Consider the following 13,948-nt stretch of genomic DNA (forward strand, 5'->3'; position numbering starts at 1 on the left):
GATTCTCGTTCAGTCTACCGGTATCACCCCCATGAATGGGCGTTTGCCGGTACCTGAGTCCGCATGTGCCGCCCGGAAACTCCTCTCTCCGACTCCCCATATCCGGGGAGGGGCTCAAAGAGGCTCACACGGGCATTGAGCGCTTCGGGCTGTCAACCTCCCGCTACCGTGAGGGACACCACCCGCGGAGCCGTCCGAACGGGTGGCCGCCAGACCCCTGCTCACCCGTACGGGTGTGCGCGCGGGCAGGCGTACGAAGCCGCCCGCGCGCGGTGCACACCACGCCGGGCCGGTCACGCCCGCTCACCCGTAGGTGTCCCCCGGGCCGGTGCTCCCCGGCGCCCGCAGGGGCCCGTACCGCTTCGGCCCGCCGCCCGGACCGTGCACCTTGATCAGCCGTACGGTGCCCTGCCCCAGATCGGCGTTGAGCCGCGCCACCAGCTGCGGGGCCAGCAGCTTCAGCTGCGCCGCCCACGCCGAGGAATCGCAGCGCACCACCAGCTCGCGGTCCTCGTACCGGTCCGGCACGCAGTGCGCCGCGATGTCCTGCCCGACGATCTCGGGCCAGCGCTCCATCACGCCCGCCACCGCCATCGGCATCTCCCAGCCGCGCTCCGTGCGCAGCCGGTCCAGGGCCGCCATCAGCGGCATCGGGTCCCGGCCGTCCGCACGGGCGCCCGAGCGCAGCCCCGGCTGGTGGCGGCCCTTCTTGTTCTGCGCCGCATTGCCGCGGGCCCGCGCCTGCTCGCGCGCCGCCGCCAGCGCCTGGCGGGCCAGGTCCACCCCGGAGGGCTCGGCCGCCCTGCGCGGCGGCTCCTGGGGTTCCTGCGGCGAGCCCTGCTCCCTGCCACTCACAGCCGGGTCACCTCCCCGCCGGACACCGCGAACCGGGTCCCGACCAGCACCCCGGGCACGTCGTCGTCCACCGCCGCCGTCACCAGCACCTGCTCCCCGGGCGCGACCAGCTCCGCGAGCCGCTCCCGGCGCCGGGAGTCCAGCTCCGCGAACACGTCGTCGAGGATCAGCACCGGCTCGCTCCCCTCGGAGCGCAGCAGCTCGTAGGAGGCCAGCCGCAGGGCCAGCGCGTAGGACCAGGACTCGCCGTGGCTCGCGTACCCCTTGGCCGGGAGCTCGCCGAGGCGCAGCACCACGTCGTCGCGGTGCGGGCCGACCAGGGTCACCCCGCGCTCGATCTCCTGCTTGCGGACCTCCGCGAGCGCGCCGAGGAGGACCTCGTACAGGGCCTCGCGGGTGCGGGCCTCGCCGCTGTCCACCTGCTCGCCGGCGGAGGACTTGTAGGCCACGCCGAGCGGGCCGCCGCCGGGCGCGAGCTGTTCGTACGCCTTGTCCGCCAGCGGCAGCAGGGTCGCGATCAGGTCGAGCCGGTGGGCGAGCAGCTCCGCGCCCGTGCGCGCCAGGTGCTGGTCCCACACGTCGAGCGTGGACATGTCCATGGAGCGGCCGCCGTGCCGGCGGGCCATCGCCGCCGACTTCAGCAGGGTGTTGCGCTGCTTGAGCACCCGCTCGTAGTCCGAGCGGACGGCCGACATCCGCGGCGAGCGGGCCGTGACGAGCTCGTCGAGGAACCGGCGCCGCTCCCCGGGGTCGCCCTTGACCAGGGCCAGGTCCTCGGGGGCGAACAGCACCGTGCGCACGATGCCCAGCACGTCCCGCGGCCTGACCTGCGAGGACCTGTTGATGCGGGCCCGGTTGGCGCGGCCCGGGTTCAGCTCCAGCTCCACGAGCTGCTGCCGCTCGCCCTGGGTGACCGCGGCCCGGATGACGGCGCGCTCGGCGCCCATCCGCACGAGCGGGGCGTCCGCGGAGACCCGGTGGCTGCCCAGGGTCGCGAGGTAGCCGATCGCCTCGACGAGATTGGTCTTGCCCTGCCCGTTGGGGCCCACGAAAGCGGTGACGCCCGGGTCGAGGGGAACCTCGGCCCGGGCGTACGAGCGGAAGTCGGCCAACGAGAGATGCGAAACGTGCATACGGCGCCGACCTCCCCCGGCTTCCTGCTGCTCTGCCGTGCTCCCGCTCCACAGGCTGTGCACATCGGACCGTGCACTTCGGGCTGTGCACATGTGCACGGTGGACCTGTGGAGCGGTTGTGGATTACTTCTTCTCGACCGCGTGGCCGCCGAACTGGTTGCGCAGCGCGGCGATCATCTTCATCTGCGGGGAGTCGTCCTGGCGGGACGCGAACCGCGCGAAGAGGGAAGCCGTGATCGCGGGCAGCGGCACGGCGTTGTCGATCGCGGCCTCGACCGTCCAGCGGCCCTCGCCGGAGTCCTGCGCGAAGCCGCGCAGCTGCTCCAGGTGCTCGTCCTCGTCCAGCGCGTTCACGGCCAGGTCCAGCAGCCAGGAACGGATGACCGTGCCCTCCTGCCAGGACCGGAACACCTCGCGGACGTCGGTGACCGAGTCGACCTTCTCCAGGAGCTCCCAGCCCTCGGCGTAGGCCTGCATCATGGCGTACTCGATGCCGTTGTGGACCATCTTCGCGAAGTGGCCGGCGCCGATCTTGCCGGCGTGCACGGCGCCGAACTCGCCCTCGGGCTTGAGGGCGTCGAAGATCGGCTGGACGGTCGCGACGTGGTCCTTGTCGCCGCCGTACATCAGCGCGTAGCCGTTCTCCAGGCCCCAGACGCCGCCCGAGACCCCGCAGTCCACGAAGCCGATGCCCTTGGCGGCCAGCTCGGCGCCGTGCTTCTCGTCGTCGGTCCAGCGCGAGTTGCCGCCGTCCACGACGATGTCGCCGGGCGAGAGCAGGCCGGCGAGCTCGTCCACGGTGGACTGCGTCGCCGCGCCGGCCGGGACCATGACCCACACCACGCGGGGGGCCTGCAGGCTGTCCACGAGTTCCGACAGGCTGTGGACATCGGCGAGGTCCGGGTTGCGGTCGTATCCGATGACGGTGTGGCCGCCGCGGCGGATGCGCTCGCGCATGTTGCCGCCCATCTTGCCGAGACCGACGAGACCAAGCTCCATCAGAGGTTCCTTAAGCGTTGTGGCCGTCTGTGCCGGGGTTCACCCCTGCCCGGGGGCATCCCCCCGTGCCGAGCCTACGCCGGGCCGTGTCGCCCGGCGCCACGGGCACTCCGGGTGTCGGCGCCGAGCGGCGGTGCGGGCCGCGCACGAGGCTCCGTAGAGGCTCCTGCACGGCCTCCGCACGGCCACCAGGGGGCCTCTACGGGGCTGCGCGGGCGGGGCTGCAACGCCCTCGGGCCCGGTCCCGCGGTAAGCGGGGCCGGGCCCGAGGGGGCCTGCCGCGTCGGGTCCGGCGTCAGCCGGAGAGGCGGACCGGCATGATCAGGTACTTGTACGCCTCGTCGGCCTCGGCGTCGACCGCCGGGCGGCCGCTGAGCAGCGCCGGCTTGGTGGACGTGGTGAAGCTCAGCTGCGCGGCCGGCGAGTCGATCGCGCTCAGCCCGTCCAGCAGGAAGGTCGGGTTGAAGGCGATCGAGATGTCGTCGCCCTCCAGCTTCGCGTCAACGCGCTCCACAGCCTGTGCGTCGTCGGAGGAGCCGGCCTCCAGGATCAGCACGCCCTGCTCGAAGCTGAGGCGGACCGGGGTGTTGCGCTCGGCGACCAGGGCCACGCGCTTGACGGCCTCGACGAACGGGGCGGTCTCGATCACGGCGACCGAGTTGAACTCCGTCGGGAAGAGCGTGCGGTACTTCGGCAGGTCGCCCTCGAGGAGACGGGTCGTGGTGCGGCGGCCGGCGCCCTCGAAGCCGATGAGCCCCTCGCCCTGGCCGGAGCCCGACAGCGCGATGGTGACCGTGTCGCCGCTGGTGAGCGACTTGGCGGTGTCCAGGAGGGTCTTGGCGGGCACCAGGGCCACGGCCGAGGCCTCGGGGTCCTCGGGCTTCCACAGGAACTCGCGGACCGCGAAGCGGTAGCGGTCGGTGGAGGCGAGGGTGACCTTGTCGCCCTCGATCTCGATGCGGACACCGGTCAGCACGGGCAGCGTGTCGTCGCGGCCTGCCGCGATGGCGACCTGGGCGGCGGCGGAGGCGAAGACCTCACCGGGCACGGTGCCGGTCGCGGTGGGCATCGTCGGCAGCGCCGGGTATTCCTCCACAGGCAGGGTGTGGAGTGTGAATCGCGAGGAGCCGCAGACCACGGTCGCCCGTACACCGTCTGTGGAAATCTCCACCGGGCGGTTGGGCAGGGCCCGGCAGATGTCGGCGAGCAGCCGGCCGGAGACCAGGACGGTGCCGTCCTCCTCGACGTCCGCCTCGACGGAGACGCGGGCCGAGACCTCGTAGTCGAAGCCGGAGAGGGACAGCTTGCCCTCCTCGGCCTTCAGCAGCAGGCCCGCGAGAACGGGCACCGGCGGCCGGGCCGGGAGGCTACGGGCAGCCCAGGCCACCGCCTCCGCGAGTACGTCGCGCTCCACCCGGATCTTCACCGGAAACCGCCTCCTGCTGTTGCTCGCTCGTCCTGCCGGCCTTCGTCGTCGGCTCGTCGATGCCTCGACCGATGCCGGGGACCAGTCTGACGTACGGCGCCGACAGTCGTCGCTGCTGGCGGTCAAGTCGGGAGCGAGGTGTCGGGGAGGGCGATCCACCGAGTTGTGCACAGGACCCGCTTGAAAACCGAAACCGGGCTAACTCTCTATGGGGGTAGTAGTAGGGCCTGTGGAAACGGTGGATAACAGTGTGTTCGCAGGTCAGGCGCCGTTTTTTATGCACACACCCTGTGGGCGACACCGGTGGACAACCAGGTGTCTCTGTGGAGAACGAAAACTTCTGCACAGGCCATCCCCAGATGACCCCGACTACTCCACAGGTGCGTCCCCAGGTTTTCCCGAGTACTCCACAACCCAAACGTCGACTTCGGTGTGACGGCTTTCACTCGGGGCGGTGACGGGGGGTTCCCGGTTGCCGAACAGTGGACAACGGTGTGGGGAAGTCGTCTGATCCTGTGCACAGGACCCGGGAAGCTGTGGACCGCCGGTGGACAACGCGGTGGACAGACCTGTGGATGAATATTTCGTCCACAGCCTGTGGACAGTCGTTGCGCACAATTCCACAGGGGCCTGACCAGCCCTGATGGGGCCTCACACCTGGGCCCTGTGGACAGTCTTGTGGGTTGGGGAACCCGTCCCCAGCCTGTGGACGGAAGAAAGTCGCCCAATCTGTGGATGAGTTGCCTCCCAGGGGGCGTATTCGAACAGACAAGGGGCGCACGCATGAAGAAGGGCGCCCCCGAAGTGACCCGGAAGCGCCCTCTCACGGCGTTTGGAGGGGCCTCGACGGCGCCCGTACGACACGTACACAGAGCCGGCGTCAGCCGTTCTTGATGCGGTTGGTGAGCTCGGTCACCTGGTTGTAGATGGAGCGGCGCTCCGCCATCAGGGCGCGGATCTTGCGGTCCGCGTGCATGACGGTGGTGTGGTCGCGGCCGCCGAACTGCGCCCCGATCTTGGGCAGCGACAGGTCCGTGAGCTCCCGGCACAGGTACATGGAGATCTGCCGGGCGGTGACCAGCACCCGGCTGCGCGAGGAGCCGCACAGGTCGTCCACGGTCAGCCCGAAGTAGTCGGCGGTGGCCGCCATGATGTCGGTGGCGGTGATCTCGGGGGAGCTGTCCTCGCCGCCCGGGATCAGGTTCTTCAGGACGTCCTCGGTCAGGCCGAGGTCCACCGGCTGCCGGTTCAGGCTCGCGAAGGCCGTGACCCGGATCAGCGCCCCCTCCAGCTCGCGGATGTTGCGCGAGATGCGGGAGGCGATGAACTCCAGCACCTCCGGCGGGGCGTTGAGCTGCTCCTGGACGGCCTTCTTGCGCAGGATCGCGATGCGGGTCTCCAGCTCGGGCGGCTGGACGTCGGTGATCAGACCCCACTCGAAGCGGTTGCGGAGCCGGTCCTCCAGGGTGGCGAGCTGCTTGGGCGGCCGGTCGGAGGAGAGCACGATCTGCTTGTTGGCGTTGTGGAGCGTATTGAAGGTGTGGAAGAACTCCTCTTGCGTCGACTCCTTGCTCGCCAGGAACTGGATGTCGTCGACGAGCAGGATGTCCATCTCGCGGTAGCGCTTGCGGAACGCGTCGCCCTTGCCGTCGCGGATCGAGTTGATGAACTCGTTGGTGAACTCCTCGGAGCTCACGTACCGCACGCGGGTGCCGGGGTAGAGGCTCCGCGCGTAGTGCCCGATGGCGTGCAGCAGGTGCGTCTTGCCGAGGCCCGACTCCCCGTAGATGAAGAGGGGGTTGTACGCCTTCGCCGGCGCCTCGGCGACGGCCACCGCGGCGGCGTGCGCGAAGCGGTTGGAGGCGCCGATGACGAAGGTGTCGAAGAGGTACTTGGGGTTCAGCCGGGCGGTCGGCTCGAGCGGTCCCGAGGTGGAACCGCCGGACGGTGCCGAGGGCGCGGGCCGGCTGGGGGCCGGGCGCGGGGCGGACTGCTGCTCGTACTGCTGCTGCTCGTACGGGCGGGAGGAGCGCTGCTGCTGGCCCTCGTACTGCTGCTGCTCGTACTTCTGCTGTTCGTAGGAGCCCTGGTCGTAGGAGGAGGGCTCGGACTGCTGCATGTAGCCGGGCTGCGGGGAGGCGTACGGGTCGCGCTCGGGGAAGCCGCCGAGGCGGGGCTGCTGCCAGCCGTAGTCGTCCTGCTGGCCGCCGCGGGGCCAGGCGCCGGGCTCGGAGCGCTGCTGCTGGTAGTCCGGGTAGGCGGGGCGGGCGCTGGGCAGCTGTTCGTCGCCGGGGCCGGGGCCGGTGTGGCCGCCGGGGCCCGTGTGACCCATCGGTCCGGTGTGCCCGCCGTACGGTTCGTAGCCGTCGCGGGAGGGAGAGGCGGACGGGGCCGGGGGCGAGGGCTCGCCGGCGGAGTCGTCGACCGTGATCGCGATCCGGATCGGGCGGCCGCACTCGCGGCTGAGGGCGTCGCTGATGAGCGGGGCGAGCCGGCCCTCGAGGATGCGCTTGCCGTACTCGTTGGGGACGGCGAGCAGGGCGGTGTCCGCGACCAGGGCCAGGGGCTGGCAGCGCTCGACCCACTGCTTGTCCTTGGGCTCGATGCTGTTCTGTCCCTCCCCGAGGAGCTCTTCGAGCACCCTTGGCCACACTGCGGCAAGATCGGCAGGTACGTCAGCCACAGAGCACGCTCTCTCAGAGGGGGTCCCACGAATGTGTGGTTCTTTGGGACGGTCGGGACAAAAAATCCAGGGTCAGGCAACGGTAGTCAGGCCAGCGGGTACGGTTCAAGTCGTTGTCCACAGCCTGTGCACAGTGTGCGGCACCGTCGGCTCGGTTTGACCGGATGGCGTAGCCGCGCGTACCGTAACGAGGTCGAGTTGTCGATGGCTGCTGCCGCCTGCCTACCGATGGGCGAAGATCACTGGTTGTGATCGTTTTGCGGTGCCACTCGGGCGTACACGCGAGAGTTCTCCTCGTGGGCGCACGGTGACAGCCAGGCGAGCGATGTCCCGCCATAACGATTTATTCTCTGGAGCCCCCGAGTGAGCAAGCGCACCTTCCAGCCGAACAACCGCCGTCGTGCCAAGACCCACGGCTTCCGTCTCCGGATGCGTACCCGTGCCGGCCGCGCCATCCTCGCGAACCGTCGTGGCAAGGGCCGCGCCGAACTCTCCGCGTAACTGACGGGCGGATCGTGACGTCGTGCTGTCTCCCGAAAATCGGCTGAGGCGGCGCGAGGACTTCGCGAGCGCGGTACGTCGAGGTCGCCGGGCCGGTCGCCCGCTCCTCGTCGTCCACCTACGTACAAGCGGTGCAACGGACCCGCACGAGCCGGGGGAGATCGATCCCTCGACGCGTGCGGGTTTCGTCGTCAGCAAGGCTGTCGGCATCGCCGTCGTACGCAACCGGGTCAAGCGCCGTTTGCGCCATCTCGTCCGCGAGCGGCTGTCTCAGCTGCCCGAAGGTAGCCTGATGGTGGTACGGGCTCTGCCCGGAGCGGGTGATGCCGGTCTCGACGAGCTGGCCCGGGACCTCGATGCCGCACTGCTGCGGCTCTTGGGAGGCGTGGCTCGATGAAGTACCCGCTGCTCGCATTGATCAAGCTGTACCAGTGGACGATCAGTCCGCTGCTCGGGCCGGTGTGCCGCTACTACCCCTCGTGTTCGCACTACGGGTACACGGCCATCGACCGGCATGGTGCGGTGAAGGGGACGGCTCTGACCGCCTGGCGGATCCTGCGGTGCAATCCGTGGTCCCCGGGCGGCGTGGACCACGTCCCACCCCGGAAACGCCCGCGTTGGCACGAGCAGCTGCGCAGTGCGTTGCGTAGATCTCGCAATGCTCAAGGAGCCTGATTAGTGGACACGATTGCCAGTCTGTTCAGCTTTATTACCACGCCTGTCTCGTGGATCATCGTCCAGTTCCACAAGGTGTACGGCGCCATGTTCGGCGCCGACAGTGGCTGGGCCTGGGGCCTGTCCATCGTCTCCCTGGTGATCTTGATCCGTATCTGCCTGATCCCGCTCTTCGTGAAGCAGATCAAGGCGACGCGCGGCATGCAGGCGATCCAGCCGAAGATGAAGGCGATCCAGGAGCGCTACAAGAACGACAAGCAGCGCCAGTCCGAAGAGATGATGAAGCTGTACAAGGAGACGGGTACCAACCCGCTCTCCTCGTGCCTTCCCATCCTGGCGCAGTCCCCGTTCTTCTTCGCGCTCTACCACGTGCTCGCCGGCATCGCCAACGGCACGCCGATCGGCAAGATCGACGGCCCGCTGCTGGAGAGCGCCCGTAACGCGCACATCTTCGGCGCCCCGCTGGCGTCCAAGTTCACGGACAGCGCCGACAAGGTCGCCACTCTGGGCGCCTCGATCACGGACGTGCGGATCGTTACCGCCGTCATGATCGTGATGATGTCGCTGTCGCAGTTCTACACGCAGCGCCAGCTGATGCAGAAGAACGTCGACCTCTCGGTCAAGACGCCGTTCATGCAGCAGCAGAAGATGCTGATGTACGTCTTCCCCCTGATCTTCGCGGTCATGGGCATCAACTTCCCCGTCGGCGTCCTCGTCTACTGGCTGACCACCAACCTGTGGACCATGGGCCAGCAGATGTTCGTGATCAACCGCAACCCCACGCCGGGCAGCCTGGCGCAGGACCAGTACCTGACGCGCCTGCTGAAGCAGATCACCACGCACGGCGAGCTCAAGAGCCGGGGCAAGAAGAAGATCGTCGCGGCGATCGTGGCCAAGGGCCCGGACCGCAACGACAACGAGCGCAAGTTCATCACCGGTCTGAGCAAGCAGGGCCTGGCCGCGCAGGCGGACGGCTCGGTGGCGAAGAGCGTCGAGGCGACCGTCGACTCGGATGCGGCCGGCGGTGGTGGCCAGAAGCGCCAGCAGCCCAAGCGGCAGTCGAAGTCGCAGCGTCAGACGCCCCCCAGCAAGCCCTCTCCCAAGAAGTAAGAAGGAGTCCCTCCCGTGACGGAAGGCACCACCACCGCCGCCGCTGAGAGTGGCGACACCCTGACCCGCCTCGAGCAGGAGGGTGAGATCGCGGCCGACTACCTCGAGGGTCTGCTGGACATCGCCGACCTGGACGGCGACATCGACATGGACGTCGAGGCGGACCGCGCCTCGGTCTCCATCGTCAGCGAGTCCGCGCGCGACCTGCAGAAGCTCGTGGGCCGCGACGGCGAGGTGCTGGAGGCTCTGCAGGAGCTCACCCGCCTCGCCGTGCACCGCGAGACCGGGGACCGCAGCCGGCTGATGCTGGACATCGGCGGCTTCCGGGCGAAGAAGCGCGAGGAGCTGACGGCCCTCGGCGCCAAGGCCGCGGAGGACGTGAAGACGTCCGGCGAGCCCCTCAAGCTGGACCCGATGACCCCCTTCGAGCGGAAGGTCGTCCACGACGCCGTGGCCGCCGCGGGTCTGCGCAGCGAGTCCGAGGGCGAGGAGCCGCAGCGCTTCGTCGTCGTACTTCCGGCCTGACCGGAAGCCTGTGTGTCCGGCCCCGCCTGTCTCGCAGGCGGGGCCGATCTTTGTCAGCCTGGCAGTGGCGACAGTGACGATGTGGGTTCACCACCATGCGGTACGGAAGGACGGTCCCCGTGACGGAGGCAGCTGAGCTTCCCCCGACGCCCGAAGAAGCGCCCCAGGCACCCGAAGAGGCGCGCGCGGTGTTCGGCGAGCATTTCCCGGAAGCTGTGCGGTACGCGGAGCTGCTGGCGGACGCGGGTGTCAAGCGGGGCCTGATCGGGCCGCGCGAGGTGCCGCGGCTCTGGGAGAGGCACCTGCTGAACTGCGCCGTGCTCTCGGAGGTGGTGCCCGAAGGCGTCACCGTGTGCGACGTGGGTTCGGGTGCCGGCCTCCCCGGCATTCCGCTGGCGCTGGTCCGCCGGGACCTGAAGATCACCCTGCTGGAGCCGCTGCTGCGCCGCACGAACTTCCTCCAGGAGGTCGTGGAGCTGCTGGGGCTCGACCACGTGACGGTGGTGCGCGGGCGGGCCGAGGAAGTCCTCGGCAAGCTCCAGCCGGTGCATGTGGTGACGGCGCGGGCGGTGGCCCCGCTCGACCGGCTCGCGGGATGGGGCGTGCCCCTGCTGCGTCCGTACGGCGAGATGCTGGCGCTGAAGGGCGACACCGCCGACGAGGAGCTGGTGGCGGCGAAGGCCGCACTGACCAAGCTCGGTGTGGTGAAGACCTCGGTGCTGCACGTGGGCGAGGGGATCGTGGACCCGCTCTCCACCGTGGTCCGGGTCGAGGTCGGGGAGAGCCCCGGTGGGGTGCGGTTCGCGGCGAAGCGGGCCAAGGCCGCCCGTACGAGCCGCACGCGCCGGCGGCGCTGAGCCCGCGCGGGCAGCGTTCGCAGGCTTACCGCAGGGGTGTTGAGCCCTATAGGTATGGATTTCGGAGTGTCGTAGCGGCCGGATGACTCCGTCCGGGCATCGTGTTTCACGTGAAACGTCGCTCTCTGCTGCACGGAATCATCAGCCGCGGTCGTGCGGCCACGTCCCCCCGTCTCCGCAAGGGCGAAGGGGGGACGGAGTTGTCCACATCGGTGGATTCATCCACAGGAGTACGGGCCCCGCTGGTTCGCGACCCCGGTGACATGGCAGGCTCTGTTCATCGCGAGCCTGATGCCGAGGAGAGTGACACCGTGCGGTCAGACGCCAACCTTGCGGGGCCGATGGCCGATCCGGTCCCCGGTCCCCGCTCTGAATCCCCGGGCGCCGATGTTTCACGTGAAACATCGGCCCCGCCCCTCGTGGACAACGAGGACACGCCCATCGGCCGGGCCGCCCAGATCGCGGTCGAGGCACTGGGCCGTGCGGGTGAGGGCCTGCCCAGACCCCCGAAGACGCGGATCATGGTGGTGGCCAACCAGAAGGGCGGCGTGGGCAAGACCACGTCGACCGTGAACCTGGCCGCCTCCCTGGCCCTGCACGGTGCACGGGTCCTGGTGGTCGACCTCGACCCGCAGGGCAATGCCTCGACGGCGCTGGGCATCGACCACCACGCGGACGTGCCGTCCATCTACGACGTGCTGGTGGACAGCCGCCCGCTGATGGAGGTCGTCCAGCCGGTCGCCGATGTGGAGGGCCTCTTCTGTGCGCCGGCCACCATCGACCTGGCGGGTGCGGAGATCGAGCTCGTGTCCCTCGTGGCACGGGAGAGCCGTCTCCAGCGGGCCATCCAGGCGTACGAGCAGCCGCTCGACTACATCCTGATCGACTGCCCGCCCTCGCTGGGCCTGCTGACGGTGAACGCCCTGGTCGCGGGCGCCGAGGTGCTGATCCCGATCCAGTGCGAGTACTACGCGCTGGAGGGGCTCGGTCAGCTGCTGCGCAACGTGGACCTGGTGCGGGCCCACCTGAACCCGACGCTGCACGTGTCCACCATCCTGCTGACGATGTACGACGGCAGGACCCGGCTGGCCTCGCAGGTGGCGGAGGAGGTGCGCACCCACTTCGGCAAGGAGGTGCTGCGCACGAGCATCCCGCGGTCGGTCCGCATCTCCGAGGCTCCGAGCTACGGGCAGACGGTGCTGACCTACGACCCGGGTTCCAGCGGTTCCCTCTCCTATCTGGAGGCGGCGCGGGAGATCGCGCTGCGCGGGGCCGGATTCCAGTACGACCCCCAGCACCCCCATCAGGGTGCGGGCATGAACCACACGCAGAGCATGGCGGAGGGGATCCAGTGAGTGAGCGACGTAGGGGGCTGGGGCGGGGGCTCGGCGCGCTGATTCCCGCGGCTCCCCAGGAGAAGGTGCCGCCGGTGATCGGCAGTGGGTCGACGTCTCCGTCGGCGCTGCCGGTGCTGAACTCGGAGCGGGGCATCGCGGCGGCGAAGCTGGCTTCGCTGGCGCAGGCCGATGTTTCACGTGAAACATCGGCGGCTGCCGCCTCCGTGAGCGAGCCGGAGCCGGTCGCGGCTCCGGAGTCGGGTGAGGTGGCGGGGGCCACGTTCGCGGAGCTCCCGATGGACTCCATCACGCCGAACCCGCGGCAGCCGCGCGAGGTGTTCGACGAGGACGCGCTGGCCGAGCTGGTGACCTCCATTCAGGAGGTGGGTCTGCTCCAGCCGGTGGTGGTGCGCCAGTCCGGACCGGGCCGCTATGAGCTGATCATGGGCGAGCGTCGCTGGCGGGCGTGCCGGGAGGCCGGTCTGAACCGGATTCCGGCGATCATCCGGGCCACGGACGACGAGAAGCTGCTGCTGGACGCCCTCCTGGAGAACCTGCACCGGGCGCAGCTGAACCCCTTGGAGGAGGCGGCCGCGTACGACCAGCTGCTCCAGGACTTCAAGTGCACGCACGACCAGCTGGCGGACCGGATCGGGCGTTCGCGTCCGCAGGTCTCGAACACGCTGCGTCTGCTGAAGCTCTCCCCGCCCGTGCAGCGGCGGGTGGCGGCGGGTGTGCTGTCGGCGGGGCATGCGAGGGCCCTGCTGGCGGTGGACAACTCCGAGGAGCAGGACCGGCTGGCGCACCGGATCGTGGCCGAGGGGCTGTCGGTGCGTGCGATCGAGGAGATCGTGGCGCTGATGGGCGCGGAGTCGCCGAGTGCGGTGAAGCCGAAGGGCCCGCGTGCGGGTGCCCGGGTGGCGCCCGCGCTGAACGAGCTGGCGACGCGGCTGTCGGACCGGTTCGAGACGCGGGTGAAGGTGGACCTGGGCCAGAAGAAGGGCAAGATCACCGTGGAGTTCGCGTCGATGGAGGACCTGGAGCGGATTCTGGGGACCCTGGCGCCGGGCGAGGGCCGGGTGCTGGACCAGGGCGCGGGCGGGGAGTAACCCACAGCCTGGGGGCGGGTCGTGCCGGCGGAAGCCGGTGCGGTCCGCCCCTTTGCCTTGTTGCGGTTTCGGGTGATTCGAGCTCTGGATACGATGCGGTCATGGGTCGTCGGCTGGTACCGCTCACGCTGGACAACCTTCAAGACCTGCCCCGGCGTTGCCGGTCCTGTGTCTTCTGGGAGCTTGACCCCGTCAGCGGCGAGGCGGCCGTGAAGGCGGGGAACCCCGCCGAGGAGAAGGAGGCGTGGATCTCCGCCGTCCTCCTGGAATGGGGCTCGTGCGGCCGGGTGGTCTACGTGGACGAGGTCCCCGTGGGCTTCGTTCTGTACGCGCCGCCGGCCTACGTGCCGCGTGCGACCGCGTTCCCGACCAGCCCGGTGTCCCCGGACGCCGTGCAGCTCATCACCTCGTGGATCATGCCGGGGTATCAGGGCCAGGGGCTGGGGCGGGTGATGGTCCAGACGGTGGCGAAGGACCTGTTGCGCAGGGGGTTCCGGGCGATCGAGGCGTTCGGGGACGCCCGCTGGGAGGGGCCTGCCTGTCTGCTGCCCGCGGACCATCTGCTGGCCGTGGGCTTCAAGACGGTGCGCCCGCATCCGACGCGTCCCCGGCTGCGGTTGGAGCTGAGGTCGACGCTGTCGTGGAAGGAAGACGTGGAGCTGGCCCTGGACCGGCTGCTGGGTGGGGCCCGGAAGGAACCGGCGCTGCGTCCGCTGTAGGGCGGTGCGGCCTGTTCC

Annotated in this window: 14 protein-coding genes and 1 pseudogene; 9 read left to right on the forward strand and 6 right to left on the reverse strand. The window is 69.7% G+C overall.

What is annotated here, in order from left to right; translation table 11 throughout:
- Nucleotides 1–303: 303 nt before the first annotated feature.
- The 6 genes and pseudogenes from ACIA8F_RS00815 to dnaA (ACIA8F_RS00840) form a co-directional block, all read right to left on the reverse strand.
- Entirely contained in the window at nucleotides 304–855 is a 552-nt protein-coding gene (locus ACIA8F_RS00815) for a DUF721 domain-containing protein (protein WP_399376016.1), read from the reverse strand.
- Nucleotides 852–1,988, reverse strand: a complete 1,137-nt coding sequence (recF, locus tag ACIA8F_RS00820) for a DNA replication/repair protein RecF (protein ID WP_399376017.1) — start codon at nucleotides 1,986–1,988, stop codon at nucleotides 852–854. The genes ACIA8F_RS00815 and recF overlap by 4 nt, the downstream gene beginning before the upstream one ends.
- Nucleotides 1,989–2,112: 124 nt before the next feature.
- On the reverse strand, nucleotides 2,113–2,988 hold the full coding sequence (gene gnd / locus ACIA8F_RS00825) for a phosphogluconate dehydrogenase (NAD(+)-dependent, decarboxylating) (protein ID WP_399376018.1): 876 nt from the start codon (nucleotides 2,986–2,988) through the stop codon (nucleotides 2,113–2,115).
- A 295-nt stretch (nucleotides 2,989–3,283) separates the two neighbouring features.
- A complete protein-coding gene (dnaN, locus tag ACIA8F_RS00830; RefSeq protein WP_243331110.1) occupies nucleotides 3,284–4,414 on the reverse strand; it encodes a DNA polymerase III subunit beta in 1,131 nt (376 codons plus the stop codon).
- Between the two features lie 880 nt (nucleotides 4,415–5,294).
- Entirely contained in the window at nucleotides 5,295–6,533 is a 1,239-nt protein-coding gene (gene dnaA / locus ACIA8F_RS00835) for a chromosomal replication initiator protein DnaA (protein WP_399376246.1), read from the reverse strand.
- A 35-nt stretch (nucleotides 6,534–6,568) separates the two neighbouring features.
- Nucleotides 6,569–7,097, reverse strand: a pseudogene (gene dnaA, locus ACIA8F_RS00840) (chromosomal replication initiator protein DnaA); the annotation flags it as partial.
- 363 nt (nucleotides 7,098–7,460) lie between these two features.
- Between dnaA (ACIA8F_RS00840) and rpmH the strand changes: the two are divergent.
- The 9 genes from rpmH to ACIA8F_RS00885 all read left to right on the forward strand — a co-directional run bounded on the left by rpmH (nucleotide 7,461) and on the right by ACIA8F_RS00885 (nucleotide 13,930).
- Nucleotides 7,461–7,598, forward strand: a complete 138-nt coding sequence (gene rpmH, locus ACIA8F_RS00845) for a 50S ribosomal protein L34 (RefSeq protein ID WP_100597229.1) — start codon at nucleotides 7,461–7,463, stop codon at nucleotides 7,596–7,598.
- Nucleotides 7,599–7,620: 22 nt separating this feature from the next.
- Entirely contained in the window at nucleotides 7,621–7,995 is a 375-nt protein-coding gene (gene rnpA / locus ACIA8F_RS00850; protein WP_250738642.1) for a ribonuclease P protein component, read from the forward strand.
- On the forward strand, nucleotides 7,992–8,273 hold the full coding sequence (gene yidD / locus ACIA8F_RS00855; protein ID WP_076043740.1) for a membrane protein insertion efficiency factor YidD: 282 nt from the start codon (nucleotides 7,992–7,994) through the stop codon (nucleotides 8,271–8,273). The genes rnpA and yidD overlap by 4 nt, the downstream gene beginning before the upstream one ends.
- Before the next feature lie 3 nt (nucleotides 8,274–8,276).
- Nucleotides 8,277–9,383, forward strand: a complete 1,107-nt coding sequence (gene yidC, locus ACIA8F_RS00860; RefSeq protein ID WP_399376020.1) for a membrane protein insertase YidC — start codon at nucleotides 8,277–8,279, stop codon at nucleotides 9,381–9,383.
- A 15-nt stretch (nucleotides 9,384–9,398) separates the two neighbouring features.
- Nucleotides 9,399–9,908: a R3H domain-containing nucleic acid-binding protein gene (locus tag ACIA8F_RS00865; RefSeq protein ID WP_243331117.1), complete on the forward strand. Its 510-nt coding sequence runs from the start codon at nucleotides 9,399–9,401 to the stop codon at nucleotides 9,906–9,908.
- A gap of 95 nt (nucleotides 9,909–10,003) precedes the next feature.
- On the forward strand, nucleotides 10,004–10,765 hold the full coding sequence (rsmG, locus tag ACIA8F_RS00870; RefSeq protein WP_399376021.1) for a 16S rRNA (guanine(527)-N(7))-methyltransferase RsmG: 762 nt from the start codon (nucleotides 10,004–10,006) through the stop codon (nucleotides 10,763–10,765).
- A 263-nt stretch (nucleotides 10,766–11,028) separates the two neighbouring features.
- Entirely contained in the window at nucleotides 11,029–12,120 is a 1,092-nt protein-coding gene (locus tag ACIA8F_RS00875) for a ParA family protein (RefSeq protein ID WP_399376022.1), read from the forward strand.
- Nucleotides 12,117–13,211 carry a ParB/RepB/Spo0J family partition protein gene (locus tag ACIA8F_RS00880; RefSeq protein ID WP_399376023.1) on the forward strand — a complete coding sequence of 365 codons (1,095 nt, stop codon included), beginning with the start codon at nucleotides 12,117–12,119 and terminating at the stop codon, nucleotides 13,209–13,211. Before ACIA8F_RS00875 ends, ACIA8F_RS00880 begins: the two co-directional genes overlap by 4 nt.
- 101 nt (nucleotides 13,212–13,312) lie before the next feature.
- Nucleotides 13,313–13,930 carry a GNAT family N-acetyltransferase gene (locus ACIA8F_RS00885; RefSeq protein WP_399376024.1) on the forward strand — a complete coding sequence of 206 codons (618 nt, stop codon included), beginning with the start codon at nucleotides 13,313–13,315 and terminating at the stop codon, nucleotides 13,928–13,930.
- Nucleotides 13,931–13,948 lie beyond the last annotated feature (18 nt).

Origin of the sequence: Streptomyces sp. NPDC051563, assembly GCF_044454225.1 — a bacterium.
In the GTDB taxonomy this organism is placed as follows: Bacteria; Actinomycetota; Actinomycetes; order Streptomycetales; family Streptomycetaceae; genus Streptomyces.

Bases quoted from the DNA above. Each gene is read 5' to 3' on its own strand.
- gnd (WP_399376018.1), bottom strand. From the start codon at position 2,988: ATGGAGCTTGGTCTCGTCGGTCTCGGCAAGATGGGCGGCAACATGCGC.
- recF (WP_399376017.1), bottom strand. From the start codon at position 1,988: ATGCACGTTTCGCATCTCTCGTTGGCCGACTTCCGCTCGTACGCCCGG.
- ACIA8F_RS00875 (WP_399376022.1), top strand. From the start codon at position 11,029: ATGGCAGGCTCTGTTCATCGCGAGCCTGATGCCGAGGAGAGTGACACC.
- ACIA8F_RS00885 (WP_399376024.1), top strand. From the start codon at position 13,313: ATGGGTCGTCGGCTGGTACCGCTCACGCTGGACAACCTTCAAGACCTG.
- rsmG (WP_399376021.1), top strand. From the start codon at position 10,004: ATGCGGTACGGAAGGACGGTCCCCGTGACGGAGGCAGCTGAGCTTCCC.
- yidD (WP_076043740.1), top strand. From the start codon at position 7,992: ATGAAGTACCCGCTGCTCGCATTGATCAAGCTGTACCAGTGGACGATC.
- dnaA (WP_399376246.1), bottom strand. From the start codon at position 6,533: ATGCAGCAGTCCGAGCCCTCCTCCTACGACCAGGGCTCCTACGAACAG.